General features: G+C 46.0%; 25 protein-coding genes. 4 read left to right on the forward strand and 21 right to left on the reverse strand.

The features are described 5' to 3' along the window. Positions 1-12: 12 nt before the first annotated feature. From phaZ to ACNAZ4_RS03615, 8 genes are all read right to left on the reverse strand, one after another. On the reverse strand, positions 13-915 hold the full coding sequence (phaZ, locus tag ACNAZ4_RS03580) for an intracellular short-chain-length polyhydroxyalkanoate depolymerase (protein ID WP_415812799.1): 903 nt from the start codon (positions 913-915) through the stop codon (positions 13-15). After that, a complete protein-coding gene (locus ACNAZ4_RS03585; RefSeq protein WP_415812800.1) occupies positions 916-1,932 on the reverse strand; it encodes a 3-oxoacyl-ACP synthase in 1,017 nt (338 codons plus the stop codon). 38 nt (positions 1,933-1,970) lie between these two features. Continuing rightward, a complete protein-coding gene (locus tag ACNAZ4_RS03590) occupies positions 1,971-2,153 on the reverse strand; it encodes a hypothetical protein (RefSeq protein WP_415812801.1) in 183 nt (60 codons plus the stop codon). Beyond that, positions 2,150-3,151, reverse strand: coding sequence for a branched-chain amino acid ABC transporter permease (locus ACNAZ4_RS03595; protein WP_415813005.1), 1,002 nt, complete (start codon positions 3,149-3,151; stop codon positions 2,150-2,152). The genes ACNAZ4_RS03590 and ACNAZ4_RS03595 overlap by 4 nt, the downstream gene beginning before the upstream one ends. A 16-nt stretch (positions 3,152-3,167) precedes the next feature. After that, on the reverse strand, positions 3,168-4,028 hold the full coding sequence (locus ACNAZ4_RS03600) for a branched-chain amino acid ABC transporter permease (RefSeq protein ID WP_415812802.1): 861 nt from the start codon (positions 4,026-4,028) through the stop codon (positions 3,168-3,170). A gap of 17 nt (positions 4,029-4,045) precedes the next feature. Next, the gene (locus tag ACNAZ4_RS03605; protein ID WP_415812804.1) at positions 4,046-4,753 is read right to left on the reverse strand and encodes an ABC transporter ATP-binding protein; all 708 of its coding nucleotides are present in this window, start codon (positions 4,751-4,753) and stop codon (positions 4,046-4,048) included. Continuing rightward, positions 4,731-5,504, reverse strand: coding sequence for an ABC transporter ATP-binding protein (locus ACNAZ4_RS03610; protein WP_415812805.1), 774 nt, complete (start codon positions 5,502-5,504; stop codon positions 4,731-4,733). Before ACNAZ4_RS03610 ends, ACNAZ4_RS03605 begins: the two co-directional genes overlap by 23 nt. A gap of 238 nt (positions 5,505-5,742) precedes the next feature. Beyond that, positions 5,743-6,951: a substrate-binding domain-containing protein gene (locus tag ACNAZ4_RS03615; RefSeq protein ID WP_415813006.1), complete on the reverse strand. Its 1,209-nt coding sequence runs from the start codon at positions 6,949-6,951 to the stop codon at positions 5,743-5,745. Between the two features lie 282 nt (positions 6,952-7,233). Between ACNAZ4_RS03615 and ACNAZ4_RS03620 the strand changes: the two genes are divergently transcribed. After that, complete coding sequence (locus ACNAZ4_RS03620) at positions 7,234-7,473, forward strand: DUF3949 domain-containing protein (RefSeq protein ID WP_415812806.1); 240 nt, start codon at positions 7,234-7,236, stop codon at positions 7,471-7,473. A 396-nt stretch (positions 7,474-7,869) separates the two neighbouring features. Next, complete coding sequence (locus ACNAZ4_RS03625) at positions 7,870-8,187, forward strand: hypothetical protein (protein ID WP_415812807.1); 318 nt, start codon at positions 7,870-7,872, stop codon at positions 8,185-8,187. Between the two features lie 7 nt (positions 8,188-8,194). On the opposite strand, the gene ACNAZ4_RS03630 is transcribed toward ACNAZ4_RS03625, so the two are convergent. From ACNAZ4_RS03630 to ACNAZ4_RS03655, 6 genes are all read right to left on the reverse strand, one after another. After that, on the reverse strand, positions 8,195-8,596 hold the full coding sequence (locus tag ACNAZ4_RS03630) for a VOC family protein (protein WP_415812808.1): 402 nt from the start codon (positions 8,594-8,596) through the stop codon (positions 8,195-8,197). A 21-nt stretch (positions 8,597-8,617) separates the two neighbouring features. Continuing rightward, positions 8,618-11,848 (reverse strand): BTAD domain-containing putative transcriptional regulator, encoded by a 3,231-nt coding sequence (locus tag ACNAZ4_RS03635; protein ID WP_415812809.1) that lies wholly within the window; start codon positions 11,846-11,848, stop codon positions 8,618-8,620. A gap of 100 nt (positions 11,849-11,948) precedes the next feature. Then, positions 11,949-12,503 carry a signal peptidase I gene (lepB, locus tag ACNAZ4_RS03640; protein ID WP_415812810.1) on the reverse strand — a complete coding sequence of 185 codons (555 nt, stop codon included), beginning with the start codon at positions 12,501-12,503 and terminating at the stop codon, positions 11,949-11,951. A gap of 36 nt (positions 12,504-12,539) precedes the next feature. Further along, the gene (locus ACNAZ4_RS03645) at positions 12,540-13,151 is read right to left on the reverse strand and encodes a TVP38/TMEM64 family protein (protein WP_415812811.1); all 612 of its coding nucleotides are present in this window, start codon (positions 13,149-13,151) and stop codon (positions 12,540-12,542) included. Between the two features lie 122 nt (positions 13,152-13,273). Then, positions 13,274-14,212: an LCP family protein gene (locus tag ACNAZ4_RS03650; protein ID WP_415812812.1), complete on the reverse strand. Its 939-nt coding sequence runs from the start codon at positions 14,210-14,212 to the stop codon at positions 13,274-13,276. A 145-nt stretch (positions 14,213-14,357) separates the two neighbouring features. Continuing rightward, positions 14,358-16,340, reverse strand: coding sequence for a S9 family peptidase (locus ACNAZ4_RS03655; protein ID WP_415812813.1), 1,983 nt, complete (start codon positions 16,338-16,340; stop codon positions 14,358-14,360). Between the two features lie 245 nt (positions 16,341-16,585). On the opposite strand from ACNAZ4_RS03655, the gene ACNAZ4_RS03660 reads away from it, so the two are divergent. Then, positions 16,586-16,978, forward strand: coding sequence for a hypothetical protein (locus ACNAZ4_RS03660; RefSeq protein WP_415812814.1), 393 nt, complete (start codon positions 16,586-16,588; stop codon positions 16,976-16,978). 18 nt (positions 16,979-16,996) lie between these two features. On the opposite strand, the gene ACNAZ4_RS03665 is transcribed toward ACNAZ4_RS03660, so the two are convergent. Beyond that, complete coding sequence (locus tag ACNAZ4_RS03665) at positions 16,997-17,575, reverse strand: competence protein ComK (protein WP_415812815.1); 579 nt, start codon at positions 17,573-17,575, stop codon at positions 16,997-16,999. A gap of 191 nt (positions 17,576-17,766) precedes the next feature. Between ACNAZ4_RS03665 and ACNAZ4_RS03670 the strand changes: the two genes are divergently transcribed. Further along, entirely contained in the window at positions 17,767-18,003 is a 237-nt protein-coding gene (locus tag ACNAZ4_RS03670) for an IDEAL domain-containing protein (RefSeq protein WP_415812816.1), read from the forward strand. 93 nt (positions 18,004-18,096) lie between these two features. On the opposite strand, the gene ACNAZ4_RS03675 is transcribed toward ACNAZ4_RS03670, so the two are convergent. The 6 genes from ACNAZ4_RS03675 to ACNAZ4_RS03700 all read right to left on the reverse strand — a co-directional run bounded on the left by ACNAZ4_RS03675 (position 18,097) and on the right by ACNAZ4_RS03700 (position 23,997). Then, entirely contained in the window at positions 18,097-19,380 is a 1,284-nt protein-coding gene (locus ACNAZ4_RS03675) for a M48 family metallopeptidase (protein WP_415812817.1), read from the reverse strand. Between the two features lie 884 nt (positions 19,381-20,264). Then, complete coding sequence (locus tag ACNAZ4_RS03680) at positions 20,265-21,263, reverse strand: aliphatic sulfonate ABC transporter substrate-binding protein (protein ID WP_415812818.1); 999 nt, start codon at positions 21,261-21,263, stop codon at positions 20,265-20,267. Between the two features lie 18 nt (positions 21,264-21,281). After that, complete coding sequence (locus tag ACNAZ4_RS03685) at positions 21,282-22,037, reverse strand: ABC transporter permease (protein WP_415812819.1); 756 nt, start codon at positions 22,035-22,037, stop codon at positions 21,282-21,284. Further along, positions 22,027-22,809, reverse strand: coding sequence for an ABC transporter ATP-binding protein (locus ACNAZ4_RS03690; protein ID WP_415812820.1), 783 nt, complete (start codon positions 22,807-22,809; stop codon positions 22,027-22,029). The genes ACNAZ4_RS03685 and ACNAZ4_RS03690 overlap by 11 nt, the downstream gene beginning before the upstream one ends. A gap of 161 nt (positions 22,810-22,970) precedes the next feature. Next, a complete protein-coding gene (locus ACNAZ4_RS03695) occupies positions 22,971-23,276 on the reverse strand; it encodes an AzlD domain-containing protein (RefSeq protein WP_311074628.1) in 306 nt (101 codons plus the stop codon). Then, positions 23,269-23,997, reverse strand: a complete 729-nt coding sequence (locus ACNAZ4_RS03700; protein ID WP_415812821.1) for an AzlC family ABC transporter permease — start codon at positions 23,995-23,997, stop codon at positions 23,269-23,271. Before ACNAZ4_RS03700 ends, ACNAZ4_RS03695 begins: the two co-directional genes overlap by 8 nt. Between the last annotated feature and the right edge of the window lie 154 nt (positions 23,998-24,151).

The following is a 24,151-nucleotide window of genomic DNA, read 5'->3' on the forward strand; positions in this document are numbered from 1 at the left end:
AAATACACCTTCCTATTCTGCTAAAAATCCGTCGATCTGCCGAAGCAGCTGATCCAGATCGTCCACAAGTGGTGAATGGCCGCAATTCTTCAACTCTGCAAATCTTGCACGACCTGCAAAGTCCTCGACTATTTCGTCGGCCATCTTGCTTGTGACAACCAGATCACGGTCACCACGGAGGACAAGGACCGGAATCTGGATATCCTTCACCTGGTCTGTCCCCATCCCTAAACCGTTATCGACACCGCTGATATTGAAACTATTGAGAGAATGATAGACCTCTGCCAGATTCCGCTGTGTCAGCATATCATCGACATACTCTTCATAATGTGCTGCTTCCGGCTGACGCTCGGTATAAATCAACATATTCCACATCGCTTTTAAAAACCCTCTATTCTGCTCGTCGTAAGCTGTCTGGACAGCGATCGTTTTTCCGGTATCCGCCTTAACATCCTCATACGTCATAAGGCGGTTGTCCAGATCAGGCAAGCCTTCCGGACTCGTGCCGAAGAAAGGATAGCCCCTTGTTGAAGCAGACGCGAGCAGTACAAGTTTCTCGCAATAGCCAGGGTAATCAGCGGCAAACTGCATTCCTACCGCTCCCCCGGTCGACCAGCCAACGAGCGCAAAGTTCTTTAAGCCGATCTCATCGACAAACAGCTTTACATCATCGGAAAAATCCTTGATCGACATGATCGGCTTGCGATAACTCGAGCCTCCGAATCCCCTCAGGTCCATTCCGTACACTTTATACTCCGGATCCATCTGATCAATCAGCACATCCCAATGCTTCGACGATGTCATGTTCCCATGGATCAGCAGCACGTTTTTCACACTGCCGTCCCGTTCCCGATAAGCAATGCTTTCACCATTTCGCAATTCAACCTTTTTCAATTCGACAGCCGTTCTCTCCATTCAAGCTTCACCCTTCCCCCAGCGTATAGTTGTTGCTCCCCATGCATAGCCGATCCCGGCACTAACAAGGACTACAACATCCCCGTTCTTCAGCTTCCCTGCCCTTTCAGCCAGTTCCAGCGATAGGATCTGATCAATCTGGCCGATATGTCCATAGTCTTCGAGATAAATAGAATTTGCTTCACCTAGTCCTAATTCCTGTAAAACAAACTGGTGCGCGGAACGCTTCATATGCAGCATCCCAATGTATGAAATATCTTTTTCTGAAAAACCGCTTTTTTTCACAGACCGGCGGATGACCTTCAGGAAGTTGGCCATCGACTTTTTCTCCAGCCTTTCTTTCATTCCCTGAGGATCGAGGACATCAAGCTGATAAAGACCCCGCTCCAGATTTTCTGCCGAAAGCGGATTTTTCGTTCCTCCGGCAACCACGACGACATCCTCGGAAAAAGACCCGTCAGTGATCATTTCTGTTTCGAGCAGCAGGTTTTCCTGATGGCCCTTTTTCAGTAATATCGCCCCTCCGCCAGCGCCAAGATTGTACATGAACCGGGTCCTCGGATTCTCGTAGTCTATGAAATCCCCATTCCTGTAGCCCCCTGCCAGCAGCACAGTTTTGATATCAGGATCTGACAGCATCATGCTCCTGGCAAGTTTCAATGCCATGACTGTCGTCCCGCAACGCAATGCGGTATCAAATGCCCAGGCATTATAAGCACCGATTTCTTCCTTAAGCTTGATTCCGGCAGTCCATAATGGATATTCCTTGTATTCCTCACCGATATAGATCACCAGGTCGATCTCCATCGGGTCGATCCCTGCTTTTTCGATTGCCACCTTCGCAGCCCTGATTCCCATCTCGCACGTATGGTCTTCCGGACCGGGAACAGGCTTTTTCTTGATTCCCATTTTTTCTTCCACAACCATTTCCGGAATTCCTGCTGCCCGGGCAATTTCCGCTCCTGTTATATACGTTTCCGGAAGATAGATTCCTGTACTGACAATCCCGATTTGCACGTATTCAGCCCTCCTTGCTCATGCTCTTCCTGTAAAAACTAGCACTCTCCTACAATTTCCTTGATATAGGCCATCGCCTCATCGATTGATTGGAACAAGGCTTCTTTTTCATCCTGCACATGGGTGACTTTGACACGCCAATATTTTTTGCCGCTTCCGACTTCAATGTCTGTAAGCTGGAAGCGGAGCACAAATGAGGTGACTTGCTGCATTCCCATCATGACTTCCCCTGACTGACGGCATCCGAATTTACAGAAGCAGGTTCTTTCTTTTTCCTGCTGAATTTCAATTTCTTTAAGGAACCGACAATCCCCATCGGGAAGAACATGACAGCCAGAATATAAATGATTCCGAAGAAGATGATCCATCTTTCAAAGATCCAGTGAACCTTTGCCAGCGCTGTCAGCCAGTGGTGGGAGAATTCAATGATCCCGGCGCCAATGATGGCACCTACAAGTGTCCCGACTCCGCCAATGATCGTCATCAGCAAGGCATCGAGGGTGATATCCATTGTGAACACGCTCGTGTTGACAAACCTGAGGGAAACGGCATACAAAATCCCTGCAATCCCGGCAATCACTCCGGACACGACACTCGCGATGACCTTATACTGCAGGACGCTGTATCCCAGTGACTCTGTCCTCTGCTCATTTTCACGGATGGCCAGCAGCACTTTTCCGAGCGGCGAGTTCGTGAACCTTTTCAATAAGATGAACACAACAACCATGGACCCAAGGCAAATCAGGTAAAAATCCGTCCGGTCCTTTAAAAAATCAGGAACCCGGAATGTGAACCCATCATTTCCATACGTGACTGTCCGCCACTTTTCAGCTAGCACGAGGAACAATCCGGCAAAGGCCAGTGTCAGCATCGCGTAAAAATGGCTTTTCAATCTTAGCGTCAGCAGGCCGACAAAATAACTGACAACCGCTGTCAGTAAAATTGTGACCAATACTGCCAGCAAGAAATAGCTTGTTTCCGGTTCGAATCTTTTCATGAAGATGCCAACCGTGTAAGCACCAATCCCGAAGAACATCGCATGGCCGAAGGAGACGATGCCCGTGTATCCAAGCAGGATGTCGTAGCTCATCGCAAGCACGGCAAAAATGAAGACCTGGGAGAGCAGGATGAGCATGCTTCTTGAGTCATAGACAAAAGGGAGGACCGCCAAAAATACGGCAGCAAGTAAATACAATACGTTCATGCGATTTGAAAACATCTTTGTCACTTCCTCTTCACCCCTTTGCCCCGAACAAGCCCTGAGGCCTGAAAATCAGAACGACTGCCATCAGCAGCATATTCGCCGCCAGGGCCAGATCCGGTACATAATAGGCCATGAAAGAACCTGACAGACCGACTAAAATTGCCGCCATCACCGAGCCTGTGAAGCTTCCCATGCCTCCGATGACGACAACGATGAATGCGAGGATGGCGAACTCCATGCCCATATCCGCATAAATCACACCCGAGTATGGACCGAGCAGCATTCCGCCGAGGGCAGCCATTCCTGCGCCAATCATGAACACGAACATGAAAACCTTTTGTATATTGATACCCAGCGACTGAACCATTTCTTTGTTCATGACACCCGCACGGACGACGAGACCGATCTTCGTCCTTTTCAGTAAATATTGGACGGCGAGGAACACCACGAACCCGACGGCAATGATGAACATACGGTATTTGATGATGATGATTCCGCCAAACTCCCAGCTGCCTGACAGGTAATCAGGCGTTGCTGCTGAAATCTGGTTCGGTCCCCAGATCACTTTTAACATTTCGGATAAAACAAGCATCAAACCGAGCGTGATCAAAATCTGCTGTACATGGTTGCCGTAAACCGGCTTGATGATCCATCGTTCAGTTACGATTCCAAGAACCATTCCCGTAAGGATGGCACCGATGATCCCGGCAAAGAAGCTGCCGGTTGATGTATAAATCCAAACCCCGCTGTAGGCTCCCCAGGCAAACAAGCCGCCGTGGGCAAAGTTAAGCACATCCATCAGGCCAAAAATCAAGGTGAGACCGGCTGCCAGAAGGAAGATCAGCATTCCTGTGGCAAGGCCGTTAAGGCTCAGGTTAATCAAAACATCCACACTTGCTTCCCCCTTTCTCAGGCAATCCCGAGGTATTTCCTTCTCATTTCCTCATCTTCCCGCAGGACATTCATCGAACCGTTCGTAACGGTCCTGCCATCATCGATAATGTAGAAGCTGTCTCCAATCGTGCTGGCCATCATGAAATTCTGCTCCACGAGGATGATGGTCGTTTTTTCTTTCATTTGCTGGATCGATTCCATGACCTTCTCGACGACAATCGGAGCGAGGCCCTTGCTTGGCTCGTCGATCAGCAGCAATTCGTTATTATTTACATAGGCCCTGGCAATCGACAGCATCTGTTTTTGCCCTCCGCTCAGCAGTCCGCCAGGCTTGTTCCAGAACTTTTTCAAATCGGGGAACAGATCCAGTATCCATTCAAGCCGCTGCCGTGTTTCGTCATTTTCCTTCTTGACGGCCACCTTGATATTCTCTTCGACGGTCAGGTCAGCAAAAATCCCCTGGTCCTCAGGCACATAACCGATTCCTTTATTGGCGATTGTGTAAGTTGGCAGGCTCTTGATTTCCTCACCTTTAAATAATACAGATCCTTTGGCAGCAGGGTTCAATCCCATGATGGTCCTGAGGGTCGTTGTCTTTCCGGCACCATTACGGCCAAGAAGTACCGTCACTTCCCCTTTCGGCACCTCAAAAGATACTCCTTGAAGGATATGGTACTGGCCGATGAATGTTTGTATTTGATCAAGCTTTAGCAGCGTGCTCACTGTGCAAACCTCCTAAATACGCAGACTGGACGGTCTCATTTTTCATGATTTCTTCTGGAGTGCCGTCAGCAAGCAAGGCTCCGTTGAACAAAACCATGATCGTATCAGAAAGATCCATGATCATATCCATCTTGTGCTCGATCAATACAATTGTCCTGTCTCCCCGCTGTTTGATTTTACGGATGACATCAAGAATGGCCGGAACCTCTTCCAGTGACATTCCTGCTGTCGGTTCATCGAGCAAGAGCACTTCTGTGTTCAAGGCAAGCAGCATCGCGATCTCAAGCTTTCTTTTTTCCCCGTGGGCAAGATTCCTTGCAAGTGCATCCTTCCTGTCATCAAGCAGCACCAGCTTCAGCCACTCCTCTGCCTGCTTCTCGAATTGATTATATGAACGGAAATGTTTTAGCATTTGGTAGCGGACTCCCTCATGCGACTGCACGGCAAGACGGACATTTTCCATCACCGTCAGGTTCGGAAAGACATTGGTGATCTGGAAGGAGCGGCCGATTCCGGCCCTCGTCCTTTTTGTCGGTGACAGCCTGGTAATCTCATTGCCCTTAAAAAAGACCTGTCCTTCAGTCGGAATGAGCTGACCGCTTAACAGATTAAAAAAAGTGGTCTTCCCTGCACCGTTCGGCCCGATGATCGATTTGAAATGGTTAGGGGGTACCGAGATGCTGACAGAGTCCACCGCAGTATGGCCGCCAAATGTAATGCTAAGATCTTTTGTTTCGAGAATTGCCGTCATGCTTTGGTTCACCACCCTTAGAATGTTGGAGTAAAAGCATAATGAACTCCGGCTGATTTACCGAAGTTCATTATGTTACTTTTTAAAACGAAAGTGTAAAATTCACTTCGAGAATTGTCTAGCTCCAGCGCCTATCCCCTCGAGACGCTTCGGTCCGCCCAATGAAGTCAAAAAGCGACTTCACTGGTCTGCCCTCCAGCGCTTGTCGAGGATGACCAAGGCGCTTCCGCTTTTCTGATTAGTTCCGCACCGGAGGAGCTGTTTCTTCCGGTGACAGTTCGCGGATCAGGACAGGTACTGGATAGTTGACTCCATCCTTTTTCTCAAGCTTGATGGCATATAATGACTGGAGCGCCTGATGGTCCTCTTCCCGGAAGGTCATCTTGCCTTTCGGTGTGTCGAAGCTCATGCCTTCCATTGTTTTGATCAGTTTCTTGGAGTCTGCGTCGCCATCGGTTTTCTTCAGCGCTTCTACGATTGCCATTGCAGCTGTCATGCCTCCTGGAGTGAACAGGTCAGGCAGTTCACCGTTAAAGCGTTTTTTATGTTCATCCACTAGCCATTTATTGATGTCATTTTGCGGAAGGTCATGATAATAAACAGTGAAGCCTTCCATCCCAATCAGCGGCTCCATCGTTGAAAGTGCCGCGATATCAGGAGCACCCGTAGAGATTTTGATGCCTTTTTCTTGGACCTTCATGTCAGCAATCTGGTTCCACGGTGAGTTGGCGCCAGCCCAGACGACGAATAAGTAATCCGGCTTCTGGTCCATGATTTTCTGGATGTTCGAAGTGAAATCCGTTGCCGCTGGATCTGCATATTCTTCATGGATGATTTCAGCGCCAAGTTTTTCTGCTGCTTCCTTGAAGGCTGAGACGCCATCACGGCCAAATGAATAATCCGGTGCAAGAGTGGCGATTTTCACGCCTTTCTTGGCAATTGCCGCAGCACCGGCAACAGCATCCTGTGAAGAGTTCCTTGCGGTGCGGAAAATGTATTCATTGAATTCAGAACCGGTAATGCTGTCTGCTACCGCTGGCTCTACAATCATGATTTTTTCATATTCTTCAGCCAATGGCAGAACGGCGAGTGTGTCACCAGAGCTTGATGAACCGACAAGGAAGTCAACTTTATCTTCTTCAAGCAGTTTTGTCGCTTTCTGTACTGCTACCTCTGGTTTTGTTTCCGTATCTTCGACAATGAATTCGATTTTACGGCCGGCTACCTCATTGGTTCCACCAGTAGCATATTCCAAACCAAGCTCGAACCCGCGAAGTGTCTGCTTGCCATAAGCCTCAAGACCGCCTGTTTGCGATGCCAGAACTCCGATTTTGATTGGTTCAGTGTTTTTCGGTTCATCCTTCCCTTCTTTTCCTTCTGTTCCACCTGACTTCTCCGTTCCCGATCCGCCACAGGCACTCGTGAACAACAGGACCAAAATGAGCATAAAAGATAAAACAAAATTCCGTTTACCCGCTTTCATTTTCTCTCCCCCTTTAAAATGTTCCATCAAAGCCACAAGCTTTGACATCATCTTAAAAAAATGCAGTTACAAATGAGTTACAGCGAATTTGAAAAATATGAAACTTCTAGGGATTTTACCGTATAAGAAATTAAAGGGGGACAACTTCAACGGATTTAATATTCTGAATTCTTTCATCCTTTTCAGTTTGCCATTGCTGATCACAACTGCGATCATGACACCGATTCAATACAGGTACATAAAAATATGGAAGAACTAAAGAAAAAGCGGAATCAAAAACAGAGTGAAATATATGAGGAAATGCCTGTCCAGGAGGAAGTCCTGCACATGAACCTGCAGTCGAATCCTTTGTTCATTCCCGCGAATATCATTGCGGGAATCATCTATAAAACCAGGCATCGTCAATGGTTTTCTTTGGAAGTTTTAATGAAGGCTGTTTTCGTAAAGATTGTTGTTAAAATCCTAAAGCCGATTTTAACGTGGTAATAGCCATTTCGTANGTCGGTACTAAGTTTGCAAGCTCTTTTCTCATAATAGTCGTTAAATGTGTGAACAATCTTAGGCCAATCAATCCTATTTTGCAGCCAATAGCAACAAAGTTTGAGAAAAGAGCCTAAATAAAGGCTGTTTTCGTAAAGATTGTTGTTAAAATCCTAAAGCCGATTTTAACGTGGTAATAGCCATTTCGTATGTCGGTACTAAGTTTNCAAGCTCTTTTCTCATAATATTCGTTAAATGTGTGAACAATCTTAGGTCAATCAATCCTATTTTGCAGCCAATAGCAACAAAGTTTGAGAAAAGAGCTTAAATAAAAAAGTATCCCCTCCTATTTTTATGGCGATAATTGGACTAAATGCCTAAAAATACGGAGGGGATTTTTTTATGGAAGCAATCTATTTGATTAATGAACAGATTCATATAAATGGATGTACCCGGGATGAGAGCTTGAAAATCCAACAAAACGCCCTGGCTGATTTCATCCGCAAGGAAAAAGTAAAGCCAGTAAAGCTGAATCCATATCAGTTGAATGATCACTATTCCATTCCGCATGCCCTGCTCTATGACTTGCGGTTTCATAAAAGACAGCTGGATTGCCTGCTGATGTATTCAAATCAATCGATAGATGACTTTGCCATGACTTATCCCGCAAGATGGCTGATGCTGAAAAGTTATTTTGACAGGGTTTTAATGGTTGTATAAGCGGAACCTATACTTGTGTTTCATCGGTGCCGCCAAAAGCGATACAGTAGCCATCAAGATCCTTGACGGCAAATTCCTTCCAGGGTCCATTATTTTCATCTACCCACGGCTCGATTGCAATCGGAGCACCCTTTGATTTAAATTCATAATAAATTTCATCCAACGCCTTCCAATTCTCAACATAACAATATAGGTCAAAGCCAGTACCTGACCCTTTTGACGGAGGATTGGGCCTGACATCCTTTGGGTCGTTTGCTTGCAGCAGCTTGATTCCAAGCCCTGTAAAACCATCCCGGATCACCCACCAGTCTGTTACCTCGCAGCCTAATACATCACGATAAAATTTCTTCGCTCTATCAAGATCTGAAACTAGCAGTACCTTTAGCGAACTATGAATCTGTCTTTCCATTCTCTTCTCCTCCTCAGAGACTCAAGCGTCCGTTCCTTCGATGATCATATCATACATATGCCTGGTCGGTTCCAGCGGGGTGACACCGAGCTCTTCTTCCAGGACTTCGCAGCATTTGCGATACCACCGGATTGCCTGGGGACGATTGTTTTTTCGATAATAGCAAAACATCAAAAGCCTGTAAGCTTCCTCCCATGTTCGATCCTTGTGGAGGATTTTTTGGCACCAGTGGATGGCAGAGTCATAATTTTCCCGTCTAACATTCAGCTGCGCCAACTTTTCCGCACTGCGCAAAAAATAGACCAGCAGCCTTTCCCGTTCATTGATGCACCAGTCTTCATATCTCCGTTCCGGAAGATAATCGCCATTATATAAATGCAATGCCCGCTCCAGTTCCTCCATTGATTTTTCCGTGTCCTTCTCTTCCAGACCAATTTCTGCCCATTCTTCGAAAAAGCGTGAATCCAGCTCTATTGCCGCATGAGGATTAATTCCATATCCGGTTCCATCCCTGATGATGAAAAAAGGGGCAGCCCTTGCCTTCCGGGCAGGTTCAAGGACATTGTTCAAAGCATTCAAGGCGACTTTGAAATCCCGGTCTGCATTCTTATCCTCATATGCTGGCCACAGCAGCTGAAAGATATCTTCTTTCATCAGGAACTGATTCCTTTTTGTCAGGAAAAGCTGGAAGAGCTCTTTCGCCTTCCCTCTTTGCCAGCTCCTGTCCTCCACTTCCCTGTCCCCAAGCCATAGCCGGAATTGGCCCAGAGTCTGGACCCTTAATGTATATCCTGGATGGGCATTCAGGCGTGGTATTTTCAGATCCTCCACCAGCTTCTCTGTATAGGCCGGAACAATTGACAGCTTCAATGCCAGAATCAGCATCGGGGAGAGGATTTGCAAGTCCCGTGGGCCAAATGTCGTCTTCTTTTTCAGGAAAAACTCATATCCACCGGTCTTCATCCTTTTCAAAAAGCTTCCGAATGACGTTTTGAAGCCTTCTTCATCACCTGTTGTGAAATGATGGACTGAATGCCAGAATGACAGCAGCATCTTGCCATACTCATCTCCGCACTGATTGAATAATTCCTCTCCTTTCCTGAGGAATTCGGCTGCCTCCTTGGACCTGTCGTTGTATATCGCCGAGATTGCCATGCAAAGCGTGATCAGGGCCGAAAGCCAAACATCCTTCACCTGTTCCGTTTCAAGCAGCGCCTTCCTTCCAACCTCGGCAGAACGCTCATATTCCCGTCTTGACCCATAGAGAATGCAAAGGCCCATCAGCGGTTCCGCTTTACCTCTTTCTATGCTCAGCCTGCCCATGATATCAAGGGCAGTTTCATAGCACTTTTCTGCCAGCTCCAGGTCATATTGATCAATCAGCTGAACGGCATGCCCCATCCTGATCCAGCCGCAGGCTTCCACAAATGGCGCCTTGCTGTTGATTCCATGCTGAATGCCCGACTGTGCCAGCATCTTCGCCTGCATGCCATTCCCTGTAAAAGCTTCTATCAACGCGAGCAGCAGGTCTGTTTCACGATGAGATTGAGGCAGCTGGAGCTTTTCCACTCCTATGAGATCTTTTAAAATCCTCCGGGTCTCAGCGAATCGACCGGTCCTAAGATACAGACGCGCTTCGAGATGCCCGTCTTCGATCTCCACACCCATCGACCTTGCCCGTTCAATCCATTTCTCAGCTTTCAATGCCTGCCCGGAATTGATCAGGTTTTCGGCAAGGAGCCTGTACAGCCTGCCTGTTTCCTTCGCTGTACCTTCAAGCTTGGCTGTTTCCCTGAGTTCGATTGCTCTCGCCAGGATCCGCTCCGCTTTCAGAGGCTGGATTGTATCAAGGTATATTTTTGCTTTCCCCTCAAGCGCCCTGCTTTCCCACTCCACATCCCCGGTACTTTCAGCTGTTTGGATCGCCTTCTCATAGCATTTTTCCGCCTGCTGGTACATGGACCGGTAGCGATAAACCTCACCTTCTAGGAATTGCAGGGAACAATAGCGGTTTTTATCTTCCACCGGGATTTTCGCGAGCCGGTCCTGCAGATTCTCGAGCTTGCCCCTTTCAAGCAGTTGCAATCCCTGTTCATCCATGATCGCTGCCGCGGCATCATATTGGCCTGCCTTTTCATAACAGTATAAAGCCTCTTCCCACTGCCCGTTCTTTTCAAAATAACGTCCACTATTCAAAATTAAATAATGGTACTGCTCCGGCCGGTTAGTGACAAGCCGGTTCTCGAGGAACTCACGGAAAAGGGCATGATAGCGGAACTGGTTCTCGCCAACCTGGTGAATGAACAGATTTTTCGCTGTCAGCTGCTGCAGCATCTGGAGCGAGCCATTCATGCCAAGGATGTGATCGCAAACTTCCGAACTGATCTCCTCGAAGATGCATGTCTGCTCAAGGAACTGCTGAATCATCGGAGGCTGTTTCGAAAAAACTTCATGAACCAGGTATTGAAACAAGTCCTCCAGTGACTTTGCAGGCTCCGTCAAGAGGTCATCAAGACTCTGCAGATGCGGAAGCTGCTGGGCGATCATCCCGACCGCGATGACCCATCCTTCGGTAATGTTATACAATTGGTCGATTTGTTCATCACTGATTGTTATCTGGTAATAATCAGAAAGAAGTAATTCAATTTCTTCCTTGCCAAAAATCAAATCGCTTTTCGAAATCTCATTCAACTCATTCCTTGCCTTCATTTTGGCAAGAACCTTCCAACCTGGCTTCGTCCTGGTCGAAATGACAAGATGCAGATGGTCTGGCATATGCTCAAACAGCTTTTCCATCCAGACATTGATATGGTAGGAATGTTCGATTGCGTGGAAGTCATCCAGGATGACGATGATCGGAGCAGTTATTTGCAAGGATTCGTTAATGAAAAGCGAAGAGAGCATACTCAATTCTTCTTCCCTTATATAACGGTCCATCTTTTTCATATAAGCTGTTAACTCATGGCCAAATTCAGGGAACAGTGTTTGGATCGAGGCCGTCAGATAGGATAAAAACGGGAGAATATCGTCATCGGAAGAAGTGATTGTATACCAGCAGCATTGTTCGTTTTGGTCCCTGACATGCATGGCGAGAGCCGTACTTTTCCCATAACCGGCGCCTGCCTGGATGATGGTCAGCCGCTTTTCGGTAATCGCTTTCATTTTTTTCGAAAAATCCGCACGCCTGATCCATTGTTCCTGCAAACTGGGGACAATCAGTTTTGTTTTGATCAATGGCAATGTACCCTGCATATAATCTCCGCCCTGTTTTCATAATAATGATGCTAGTCTAGCATACGGACAATAAAAAAAGACTCGAAATTTGGCGAGTCTTTCCACTTAAGAGCAAATCTCAAAACTTTATATCCATTTCTTCAAGCGGCCAATAGCGCAGATTGACCTTTCCGACCAACTGCTTTTCCGAAATGAATCCAAACTGTCTGCTGTCCCAGCTGCCAAGGCGGTTATCACCAAGCACAAATAATTTCCCTTCCGGCACCCTTTCCACTCCAGTCAAATCCGCAAGAGTAAAATCGCCGGTCAAATAACCTCCTGGAGATTCCTCACGGTACTGCTTCAAAAATGGTTCATCCACTTTTTTTCCATTGATGAATAACCTGTCCTTTCGATACTCGATCCGGTCTCCCGGCAGCCCGATCACACGCTTCACAAAGTCTTCTTTTTCATTTGCATGAAAGACGATCACATCAAACCGCTCTAGATCCTCCGTCTCATATCCCAACTTGTTGACGACGACCTTATTGCCGTCCTCCAAAGTCGGGAGCATCGACTCCCCTTCAACGACATAATTGGAAAAAAAGAAAATCCTTATGAAGACAAATAAGATGATTCCAATCGAAAAAGCTTTGATCCACTCGGCACCTTCTCTTTTCATTGCTTCTCTCATCCTCTGCATCCACCACCTGTCAACCTGGTCCTGTTTTCATTCATCTTTTTTTTGAACACTCATATTCATTTTTACTTCAATTCTTTTGCCGATATACCACAGGAGGGCAATTACCAACAGAACGAGGGCAGTCCGTGCCGGATTGGTGATTAACGCCCGAATATCATAGCCAACGAAGCTGATAGTAAAAATCATCACCATTTTTCCCGTTATGACAGCAAGCATATACTGGGCCATGCTGATTTTCGAAAGCCCGGCGACAATATTGACGAGGGCAGAGGGAGTGAAAGGGAAGCACAGCATCAGGAAAATCGGCCCGAATCCATGGCGCTCGATCCAATTCATCCCCTTCTGTACTTTTGGGTGCCGCTGCAAGAACCTGAGAAGGCGTCCCTGTCCATAATTGCGAAAAATCAAAAATACGAGCAGTGCCCCGAGTACCGCCCCGATCCAGGAAAAGAGAAACCCAAGCCACAGCCCAAATGCATTCGCATTCGCCATGACAAATAAAAACAAAGGCAGGAATGGCAAAAATGCTTCAAGCATCGGCAGCAAAATCCCAGGAAGCGGACCAAAGGAACGGTATTCCCTTAGCAGTTCGTTAATGTGTTCAATTGTAAACCATTCTTTTATCCATTCAACATCCATTGAAATCTCCTTGTCCAACAACTAATGACTCTTCAGGGGCCGCGAGCATCTTAGAAATCCTTATATTTATTTTCTATTTACCTCATAGAGTCGATTGTACACCTCTAATTAGCAACTGCTGTCTATTTAGTTAAAAATTCTTCAAGGGCACGTTTGTTTTCCTCTACATTGATCGCAAGCACTGCTCCTGCCCCGCTCACTCTCTGGTTTTCGAATGAGCCCTCAACCGGAATCCTCATGGTGTCGATATTCCGATTATCCTTTGAAATCAGGCCCTTCCCCATAAATAAAATATCACCCGTGTCCATATTTGTATTGATGAACGGAGCAACGACTCCTACGAGTTTAGGAAGCTTCGGCAGCGTCTGGATGCTGGCAAACTCCTTGCCGACCTCTTTTATCACCTTTTGCTGGCGTTCGACTCGGCCAAAATCCCCTACTGCGTCATGACGGAAACGAACATATCCGAGTAAATGTTTCCCGTCCAGTCTTTGAACACCTGGTTCCAGGGTAACTCCAATGTTTTCTGACATTCTCTTTTCTACATTGACCTCAATACCTTCGGGAAATGCCTCATCAATCAGACGGACAAACCCTTCAAAATCAACGATCGAATAATATTGAAGATTGACATCGAAGTTTTCTTTAATCGTCTGCCTTAATAATTCCGGCCCGCCTATCGCAAATGCCGAATTGATCTTATTCATCCCGTGTCCCGGTATCTCCACATATGAGTCCCTCATGATCGAGGTTAATTTATACGACCCCGTATCCGGATTATAACTGGCAATCATGATCGTATCCGAACGTGAAGTTTCCTTCCCTCTGGCATCACTGCCGATCAGCAGGATATTTGTCAGTCCGTTTCGGTCCCGCTCGCCATTGAAATGGTACTCCTGTTTATTTTGATCAGCAGCCTCTTTTGAACCACTCACTCCCGAGCGGTACTGCATATAGGAATAGAGCATCACAGCTCCGACAATGAGGAACAGCACCAGGAAAATGCTGGACCACCTGATTTTTCTTCTTTTTTTCTTATGCTGATACTTATCAGATCTCATATTAAAATTCCTTCCGAATTATAGTAATTGCAAACGTCTTTATTAGTATGTTCCTACTTTTACTATAACCTTAAACTTTTCTGGCGAATTTTTCAAAAAAAATCCGCGGCATGAGTATTTGCCGCGGGTAGTAAGTAATCAAATTTTACAGATGGCCATTGAACCAGTCCACAATCGCTGCAAGCCTGCTCAAGCGCAGGTTCGGCTTTCCGCTTCTTGACAGTTCGTGGTTCGATTCAGGGAAGCGGATGAACTTCGTTTCCTTTCCCTGCCTCTTCAAGGCGATGAATAGCTGCTCAGCCTGTTCGATCGGACAGCGATAGTCCTTTTCACTGTGAAGAATCAATAGCGGAGTATTGATTTTATCCGCATAGGCCAGCGGTGAGTGCTTCCATAATGTTTCCAGGTCACTGAGGTCCGACTGAATCTGCCACTCGGTAAAATAGTAGCCGATGTCACTGACACCATAGAAGCTGATCCAGTTCGAAATAGAACGCTGGGTGACGGCTGCCTTGAACATGTCTGTATGGCCGACGATCCAGTTGGTCATGAATCCGCCATAGCTGCCGCCGGTCACTCCCAATCGTTCCTTGTCGATGAAATCATAGTTGGATAGCGCATAATCGACAGCATCCATGACATCCTGATAGTCACCTCCGCCATAATCCCCGCGCACAGCATTGACGAACTGCTGTCCATAGCCCTGGCTGCCGCGTGGATTGATATAAAGGACTCCATAGCCTTCTGCCGCGAGGACCTGGAACTCATTGAAATAAGAGTTTGCATACATTGCATGCGGGCCGCCATGGATTTCAACGATTAGCGGATATTTTTGGCCCTCTTCATATCCAGCCGGCTTCATGATCCATCCGTTGAGCGCCGTGCCGTCACTGGCCGGGAACGAAATCTGGTCTGGCTGAGATAAAGTGATTGATTCCAGGAACTTTTCGTTCACTGAAGTAAGCTGCTTCATTTCACCAGTGGTTACTTCCAGCTGGAACAGTTCGCCTGGAAGCACGGGATTGCTGATCGCTGCGACAATCCTCTGATTTTTCCGGTCAAGTGTGTACCCATATACATGCTGCTGGTCCAGGAGTGCTGGGTAAACTTCTCCATTCAGGTTAGCGAAATATAAGACAGTGTTACCCTGGTCGGTCGCCAGGAAATAAAGGCTTTCACTATCTTCACCCCAAATCAATCCCGGACTGTTGGCTCCCTGCTGGAAGTCAGCGGCAACAGCGTCACCGACAAGGATGTCCATGTTTTCCGTGATGCACTGCACTTGCCCGGTCTCCATGTTCCGGACCCATAACTGGTTCAATGTTGCATTCTCAAACTCACGCTCATGCCCTGTATAGCCCAGGTATTTTCCATCTACAGAAAACACAGCATTGCCATAATACCCTTTGCCATTGGTGATTTTCGTCTTGTCTCCCGACTTGATGTCCAGCAGCAATAGGTCACTCTTGAACGAAAAATCCCGTTCCGGAGACTCATCTGCCGACAATAAAAGGCTATTGCCGTCAGGAGACCAGCACTGCATATGGTAGTCTGCTTCGCCTTTTGCAACCAGCTCGGCCTCGCCATCTTCAACATTCACGATGACAGTCTGCCTGTACTTCCCATCCCAAAAGCCGGCAGCATCTGATTTATATTTCATTTCGACAGCAACGAATGGTTGAGGTTTCTTGTCTTCCTTCTTCTCGTCTGCTTTCTCAAACAAGTCCTCATCCGGCTTTAAAGAGACGGAACAAGCAATTTTTTTACCGTCCGGTGACCATACCGGGCCACTGGCACCATTCTTGAAATCAGTCACCTGCTTTGCCTCGCCGCCCGCTGAATCCAGGACAAAAATTTGACTCTTGCCGCTGCGGTTCGAAACGAATGCGAGCTTCGATCCGTCCGGTGACCATCGTGGAGATTGGCTGCGGTTTTCCCCATATGTCCATTGTCTCGGCTCCCCGCCATTTTCTATATCAATTATGCATAGATTGGAGGCATAATCATTCTTCTTCTCCAACATCTCAGTCTGCACAAACACACACTTTTTGCCATCCGGCGAAAACTGAGGATCCGTAACGGATTTCAATTCAAATAAATCTTCTGCCTTGATCAATCTTTTTTCCATCCTGCCAGTCATCCTTCCACTGTAAAATTAATGCTTCTCCTTATTATTTCGATATCTGAAATATTTTCTCCTGCTTCATTCGAAGAACTTTTTGGCGCCTTATTCAGCCATACTGTAAGTTTACTGTCATTTTGGAAAGGATGTTAATATAAGAAAAATTTTTTATCCTCTTGAAATCCTGATCAAAATCCATTACGATAATTACGAACAGATGTTCTTATTTTATATCAAAGGGGCAGAGCAAAATGACAAGGATTCCTGAAAAAGACCGCGATATGATGGAACAGGCCATCTATTTGCCGATGGTGCTGGTCGTGCTCAATCGGGATCTTTCTGTCGTTGAAAATAGTCCATTTAAATTAAAGAAGCCTTATTTGGAGCTAATCGAAGAAACAATGAAAGCCGTACAGAAAGAGCTCGCACAAGTGAAAACCTACCTTAAAAAGAATCAGCTGAAGGTGGAGGAAGTAAAACGGGATGATGCCTTCACCATGTTCCTCTTCATTTATAAAGGATACGAAGAGCACCATAATTACTTCAATCCGCGCATCCGCAACAAAGTCCAGGAATTGATGATCCACTACCTTTTCAAACGCTTCAAGCCGACATTAGGAACAATTGAAAAAGAATCCGGCTGATCAACCGGACTCCTTAGCTTAATCTTTATATACCTCACTGACGAGATTGACCTGAGGATAGCCTTGCGATTCATTGAATTTAGGACCATGCAGAAGGTACAGTGCTTTCCGTTCAGTTTCTTTCATCCGCTGCATGAATTTCGTGCGCAGCATGGATGTGCGAAGCAGCTGATTTTCGAATGAATGATGGGATACCGGCAGAATCATCGACTTCTTGTTCCTGAAGGTAACTTGTGTACTTTGGGCATCCACTTTCCTATGGAATAACACATGCTCGTGCGATACCCAAATGCAGTCCGGTTTTGTGGGTGAGCTTGTCGGCATGAAATAGATGGAGCTTATAGGGTCGACAATGATCGGAGTTTTATGGGTAATCCCGGTAAGCTGTTTAGTCCCTTCTTTCCTGCCTTCGTAACTGCTGCCAAAATATCTGCAGCTTTTTTTGATAATATCTATCGGCCTGAAAGGGGAAACATACTCCTCCTCCAGCTCAATCACCCTGGAGTAAACCCTGCTGCCGTATTCTTCAGGTAAAATGATCATCGTAAAAGGATTTATTTCATATTCTTCTACTAAATTCCTTGAGTTCCCTGTCATTCCTTCACCTCCTAAAAATACCTTACACCCTATTTTAACATAATTGCTAAAATTTTCTTTAAAAACAGAAAAAGTTCTATTTTTAGCCACAAATAATATCCTGTTAAAAATTTTCTAAAAATTATAAAAATTTAGTTGATTATCTTTTCAATCCTCCATATAATATAAAAAAGGTCTAAGAGGTGAGGTCAATGAAAGAAAAATCGTATTCCGAAACGATGAAGGCCAGTGTGATGAAACGCATAAAAGCCAAAGAATCATTTGTTCTGGACCTGTATGTTGACATGCTGATATCAGAAATTCAGTTGAATACCAAAAAAGAAAAACTGATGACAAGAATCGATAAAGCGATAGATGACCGAGACAAAATCCTGTTTTTCACATTGACGGAAGAATTGAAGGATCTCAACAAACAATTTGGAACTTAGATGAGTGAAATCCCCTATAATGGGGATTTTTTATTATTTTAAAATACGTTCAGCGCAAAAAAGAAACCCTCGGCTTGAGGGTTTCTTCATTTCCTATTCATTTTCCAGTTCATTTCGTTTTTCCACTTCGTACTCTTCAAGCCTCGAAATCCTCTCCAGCATCGTTGGATGTCCGTAGCGGAAGATTTTCACCAGCAATGGCGGATTAACCTGACTGAGTCCCGCCTTTGTCAGCTCCTGGAAGGATGAAATCGCCGCATCGGTGTTATCCGTCATTTCGATTGCATACCGATCTGCACGAGTTTCCTGGTAGCGCGACACAAGGTTGGAGACAGGACTTGCGGCAAACATGATCATCGAAAGGAACATCAGGAACAATGGCAGCGACCTCAAGTCACCAGGGTGCTCCAGTTTGAATTCCCTTCCCCATCGCTTGATTGCCCAATTCATCAATCTCGAGACAAAATACAGGCCGAACAGGGACAGCAACAAGTATCCAGCAATACCGATATATATGTGTTTCTCTACGTAATGTGCCATTTCATGGGCCATAATGAACAAAATCTGGTCATCATCCAATTTATTCAATGTCGTATCCCAGAGGACAATCCGTGAATTGGAGCCGATTCCTGTCACATAGGCATTAAGGGAATTCGTCTTTTCTGCCATATCCACCTCGAATACATGCTCAGCAGGGATTTTCGCCTGCCCGGCAAGGTCCAGGATCTTGGTCTCCAGCTCTTTATTTTTCAACGGGGTGAAATCATTGTACAGTGGGTCGATGACAACAGGCTGCAGGAACATGATAAACAAAGTGAACGGAACAGAAAGCAGCCACCCGAACAGCCACCAGTATCTCTTGAACTTGTTCATCAGCCAGTACAGGACAATCACGATCACGAACATCATGGCATAGTTGACCCAGAAATCGATCAATTCATCCTTCATCCAGGAAGCAAAGGACTGAGTGGATATATTATAGGTCCTGGATAGAGTGTAACTAATGTAACTTAGAGGGAAAGTAGCGATATAAGCAAAAAACGAAAGCCAGATTACATAAATCGCTGTCTGGCCATACTTGTTTTTCGATGTCTCTTCTCCCCATCTCTTAAAAGCTTTCGAGAGCCCAAGCAGCAGAATCAAAAAGTAAAATAGCCACTCAAAGGGCGTTGACAGGAAGAACAATAAATTCCTGACCTTCGAGTATTCCTCGCTCAGCATTAGCTCTCTCCCGTTCAGGAATGTTGCAGGGTCAGCCCTCGTACCCTCAAACTCAAATGGAAGATTACTATCTGCAAAGTAAAATAAATACCAGTATACCGCGAAACCATAGAGCACATAGGCGACCACTCCGTAAAAACCCATCTTTCTCGCCATAGCTTATCCCCCTTTTACGTACAACCATGTCTATAACTATTTTAATCCTTTGTCCTAAAAATAGAACAAGTTATTGCTGGGCGGGTGAATCTTCAGCTCCTATGCTTTGTGGGAAAATGATCCTTCAATACAGGCATAAGGGAATCTTTTTCTTGAATTGTGCCCTTATGAAGGGGAATTGGCGTGCATAAGGGTATCTTTCGCCTTGATTGATGCCCTTATGAAGGAGTTATCGTTTGCATAAGGGTATCTTTTGCCTTGAAAGGTGCCCTTATGAAGGGGCATCGGCTTGCATAAGGGTATCTTTCCGCTGGAATGGTACCCTTATGAAGGGGGATCTGCTTGCATAAGGGTATCTTTCCGCTGGAATGGTACCCTTATGAAGGGGGATCTGCTTGCATTAGGGTATCTTTCCGCTGGAATGGTACCCTTATGGAGGAGTTATCGCTTATATAAGGGTATCTTTCACCTTGAATGGTACCCTTATCGAGGAGTTATCGCTTACATAAGGGTATCTTTCACCTTGAATGGTGCCCTTATAACGAGGGAATGGCTTACATAAGGGTATCTTTCACCTTGAATGGTACCCTTATCGAGGAGTTATCGCTTACATAAGGGTATCTTTCACCTTGAATGGTACCCTTATGTAGGGGGATTGGCTTGCATAAGGGTATCTTTCACCTTGAATGGTACCCTTATGAAGGAGTTAGCGCTTGCATAAGGGTATCTTTCACCTTGAATGGTACCCTTATAGCGGAGGATTGGCTTACATAAGGGTATCTTTCGGCTTGGCATGATCAAAAAATACCGCATTGCCCCGTTTTATTCTAAAAGTTACTCAAACAACAAAAAAGCACCAGGGAAAAACCCTGGTACTCTCGGTTTTATTTAAGGAAGCTGTCGTCAATCAATGTTTTGAAATCTGGTTTATCTTTTAAAAATTTCAACGCGTAAGATGAGTCTGAGAAATCCTGGATGGCTTGCGCATCGACTTCATAGGTAAAGCCAATTCGGTCCCAGGCAAGCTCGACGACATCTTTTTCCAGCTCCTGGCCTGTTGTTTCTTTGATGTCTTTAATTGTGATTTCCTGAGCTTCTGCTGGATTTTCGTTGATGAAATCGACAGCCTCTTTGTGGGCATCGATTATTTTTTGGACGGTTTCCGGCTGTTCGTCGATCATTTTACCGGAAGTGACCATAACGGAAGCAGGAAGTGTCTCGCCGAATGATACTTCATCCCAGCCGATGACGACTTCTGCGCCTGTTTCTTTTTCAATGACGGCAGCCCATGGTTCAGGGGCTACAGCGATGTCAATTTTGCCAGACTTCAGCATAGCTGCGTATTGTGCCGGCTGGCCGGTCAGATGCTTCATTGTACCGCCGATACGCTGGGATGTGATGCCTTCTGCTTCAAGATAGGTTTCATACTGGACATCATGTGTGCAGCCAACTCCTGGAGTGATGAAGGTTTTGCCCGCGAAGTCTTCTGCTGAATTGATTTCAACTCCCTTTCTTGCCAGAACAACTGTGCCGCCAGTGGATGCACCCGCAATGATTTTAACATCAGCACCTGTTGAGAAGTTGTTCATCGCAGGGCCTGGTCCTACAAGACCGGCATCGATTTCGCCGGTCTTCAGTGCGGTCATGAATGAACCCCCTTCAGCGAAGGTTTTGTATTCGATTGTTGTTCCATCGCCAAGCTGCTGCTCAAAGTAGCCCTTGTCTTTCGCCACCATAGCAGGTACGTGATTGATGTTAGGGAAATAACCGATGACGATTTTTTTCTTTTCACCCGTGGTTTTTGATGCTCCTCCAGAGCCGCAGCCCGCAAGCAGCACCGCAAATGCCATTAAAAATGCCAAAAAGATCGAAGCTTTTTTCATGTGATTCCCTCCTGATTTTTAAGATTCAAGTCCCCAGCGATTGAGCACCGATTTTTCGATGCGCTGGAATATAAGCTGGTCTACGATTGTTCCAATAATGCCAATGATGAAAATGACTCCTATCACCAGTGCCATATTTCCGAAGTCTGAGGCAAACCGGAGTGTGTACCCAAGTCCTGGGCCTGTGCTCAATAGTTCGCCGGCCATCAATGCCCGCCAGGCGAATGCCCATGCGAGTCTCGATCCGGTTACCACATAAGGAATTGCCGCTGGAAAAATGACTCTTCTATATAAATCCCAGCCATTTACGCCCATTGTTTTGGCCGCTTTTATGAACAGTGGTGAAACGTTTTTTATCCCCACTCTTATATTGAGCGTCATAACAAACGTTCCCCCGAGAACAACCACGAAAATAACAGCCTTTTCGTTCATTCCGAACCACATGATCGCTAACGGAAGCCATACAATGCTTGGTACGCTTTGAAGCGCCAGGACGACTGTCCCGAGTGTCTCATCCGCTGTTTTGGATTTCGCGAGCAAGACGCCGAGACCCGTGCCGATTAACAACGATAGGCCAAGCCCGATTGCAAGCCTTTTGAAGCTGGCAACGAGGTCATAGATCAAGGTTTTATCCTGGAATCCGGTTATAAGAGCATCCAGAACTTTTTCCGGGGATGGAAGGATGATCGGCAGCCACCATTCAAGCTTGCTTCCTGTATACCAGAACGCAATCAATGCTGTGAAAAATATGATTCTTTTGATATTAGGATTCATGTGCAAGCTCCTCCCTGATGACTTTATCGATTTCCTTCTTCAGGAAGCCCATGATGTATTCTTCAAGTTCGACCATTTCTTTTTTATGATCGTGGCGCGGCCTTGGAATCTCCACTTTAATATCCTTCAGGATCACGCCCGGCTTTGTTCCCATCACGATGATCCGATCTGAGAGCTTAATGGATTCAGAGATGCTGTGGGTTACGAACAAAATCGTTTTTTGCGTCTCCGACCAGATGGTTTCCAATTGACCATGAAGCCGCGAACGTGTTTGTTCATCGAGCGCTCCAAATGGTTCATCCATCAGAAGGGTATCAGGGTTCATAGCAAGCGCCCTGGCAATTGCCACCCGCTGCTGCATGCCTCCCGACAGTTCATGAGGATAATGCGACAGATAATTGCTGAGCTGAACCATCTGTAAATACTTCTTCGCTTCCTCCTCTGCCTGCTTCTTTGGCATGTCTTTCTTCAATGGAAAAATGACATTTTCAAGCACATTCAGCCAGGGAAATAACGCTGCCTGCTGAAAGACCATTCCCCTGTCTTTTCCCGGCTTTGTAATTTGTTTCCCAGCAACTAGGATTTCTCCGCCGGTTGCCGGGGTCAATCCTGCCACAATCGATAGCAGCGTGGATTTTCCGCACCCCGATGGCCCGAGGATTGATACAAACTCACCTTTATCCACTCCTAGATTAATATCTTTTAAAATATCAACCTGGTGATTATTTTTGTCTGCATACTGTTTGTGAACATTGTTGATCTCTATGAACAAGCTAATCACCCTATTCTCATAAAACTTATTAGTTTAGTCGGATTTAATAAAGATAATTATAATCTATTCATTCATCTTGTCAACATTTCATTTATTTTTGCTGCAAACCAGCCCTTTTTTTACTCCGTTTGCAAAATAAAAAGACCTGCACATCTGCAGATCTAGAAAAAATAAGAATATAAAGTCAGAACGGAAATGGAACCGATGACGACGACAATGACGTTCGCTCCCATAAACGCTACGATAAAAGCAGCCGCAGCACCGATCAGGCCGTACCAGATGTCTTCCTGGATGAACAGAATTGCGGGGAAGATCAGCGCTCCAAGCGTTGCATATGGGACATTCTTCAGGACGCCCTGTAAAAATGGGGGCAGCTCCTTTCCCCGGAACATCACGAATGGGAGCATCCTCGGTATATAGGTCACGACGGCCATGCCTATGATCATAATGATGATTTCTTTACTCATTCGCTTCTGTCCCCCTGCCTTTCTTGAACGTTTCTACAGCCTCGACAAGAATCGCTGACAAAAGTGTCGCCAGCACAATGGACCAGCCTGTGGACATCAATTGCGCCATTGTGAAAATCGAATTGAACGCTGCAGCGAGTGCTGCCAGGTATATAACTTTCACATTGGTTTTCATCGATGGAACCAATAAGCCGACAAACATCGCATACAATGCGACGGACATGCTTTCCTGAAGCGTCTGCGGCAATCCGGACCCGACAAGATAGCCTAATCCTGAAAAGACTACCCAGCTGGAGTAGGCAGTGAGATTCAAGCCGAACATATACCCGGCATTGACTGTGCCCTCCAGCGTGGCCGCAACGGAAAACGTCTCATCGGTAATCCCGAAGGAATAGCTCATCCTCGCCCCAACCGTATCCTCTTCAGCCTTCTCATTCAAGGACGCAGACATAAGGAAATGGCGGATATTCACGATAAAGGTAGTGAGAACAACTTCAAAAATTCCGATTCCCTGCGCCAGAAGGCTTAAGGAAATGTATTGTGCAGCACCCGCAAATACGAGCATGCTCATCATGACCGTCTCACCGAGCGCAAGTCCGGTTGTCTTGGCGATCAAGCCAAAGGTAAGTGCAATCGGCATATAGCCTATCGCAATGCTGAGCCCTGATTGAATTCCTTTTTTAAAATCTGTTGCCTGCTTAACAGCCAATGTACTTTCCACGACCTTCCCGCCTTTCTATTACTATGTATAAAATAAAATCCTTTAATCAATTAAAATATATTATACATACTTCCAACAGCTTGGAAAAGTATTTCTTTTATCGAAATACTTTTCAGCGGAAGATTTCCTGCCGGTTAGCAAGCTGAAGCAAAAA

Origin of the sequence: Mesobacillus thioparans (genome assembly GCF_965138835.1) — a bacterium.
GTDB lineage: Bacteria > Bacillota > Bacilli > Bacillales > Cytobacillaceae > Mesobacillus > Mesobacillus thioparans.

Coding starts and splice junctions, on each gene's coding strand:
- lepB (WP_415812810.1), bottom strand. CDS start 12,503: ATGAGAGAAGCAATGAAAAGAGAAGGTGCCGAGTGGATCAAAGCTTTT.
- ACNAZ4_RS03650 (WP_415812812.1), bottom strand. CDS start 14,212: ATGAGATCTGATAAGTATCAGCATAAGAAAAAAAGAAGAAAAATCAGG.
- ACNAZ4_RS03645 (WP_415812811.1), bottom strand. CDS start 13,151: ATGGATGTTGAATGGATAAAAGAATGGTTTACAATTGAACACATTAAC.
- ACNAZ4_RS03635 (WP_415812809.1), bottom strand. CDS start 11,848: ATGCAGGGTACATTGCCATTGATCAAAACAAAACTGATTGTCCCCAGT.
- ACNAZ4_RS03695 (WP_311074628.1), bottom strand. CDS start 23,276: ATGAGTAAAGAAATCATCATTATGATCATAGGCATGGCCGTCGTGACC.
- ACNAZ4_RS03660 (WP_415812814.1), top strand. CDS start 16,586: ATGACAAGGATTCCTGAAAAAGACCGCGATATGATGGAACAGGCCATC.
- ACNAZ4_RS03610 (WP_415812805.1), bottom strand. CDS start 5,504: ATGACGGCAATTCTCGAAACAAAAGATCTTAGCATTACATTTGGCGGC.
- ACNAZ4_RS03665 (WP_415812815.1), bottom strand. CDS start 17,575: ATGACAGGGAACTCAAGGAATTTAGTAGAAGAATATGAAATAAATCCT.
- ACNAZ4_RS03670 (WP_415812816.1), top strand. CDS start 17,767: ATGAAAGAAAAATCGTATTCCGAAACGATGAAGGCCAGTGTGATGAAA.
- ACNAZ4_RS03675 (WP_415812817.1), bottom strand. CDS start 19,380: ATGGCGAGAAAGATGGGTTTTTACGGAGTGGTCGCCTATGTGCTCTAT.
- ACNAZ4_RS03620 (WP_415812806.1), top strand. CDS start 7,234: ATGGAAGAACTAAAGAAAAAGCGGAATCAAAAACAGAGTGAAATATAT.
- ACNAZ4_RS03590 (WP_415812801.1), bottom strand. CDS start 2,153: ATGATGGGAATGCAGCAAGTCACCTCATTTGTGCTCCGCTTCCAGCTT.
- ACNAZ4_RS03685 (WP_415812819.1), bottom strand. CDS start 22,037: ATGAATCCTAATATCAAAAGAATCATATTTTTCACAGCATTGATTGCG.
- ACNAZ4_RS03655 (WP_415812813.1), bottom strand. CDS start 16,340: ATGGAAAAAAGATTGATCAAGGCAGAAGATTTATTTGAATTGAAATCC.
- ACNAZ4_RS03615 (WP_415813006.1), bottom strand. CDS start 6,951: ATGCTCATTTTGGTCCTGTTGTTCACGAGTGCCTGTGGCGGATCGGGA.
- ACNAZ4_RS03630 (WP_415812808.1), bottom strand. CDS start 8,596: ATGGAAAGACAGATTCATAGTTCGCTAAAGGTACTGCTAGTTTCAGAT.
- ACNAZ4_RS03625 (WP_415812807.1), top strand. CDS start 7,870: ATGGAAGCAATCTATTTGATTAATGAACAGATTCATATAAATGGATGT.
- ACNAZ4_RS03595 (WP_415813005.1), bottom strand. CDS start 3,151: ATGTTTTCAAATCGCATGAACGTATTGTATTTACTTGCTGCCGTATTT.
- phaZ (WP_415812799.1), bottom strand. CDS start 915: ATGGAGAGAACGGCTGTCGAATTGAAAAAGGTTGAATTGCGAAATGGT.
- ACNAZ4_RS03680 (WP_415812818.1), bottom strand. CDS start 21,263: ATGAAAAAAGCTTCGATCTTTTTGGCATTTTTAATGGCATTTGCGGTG.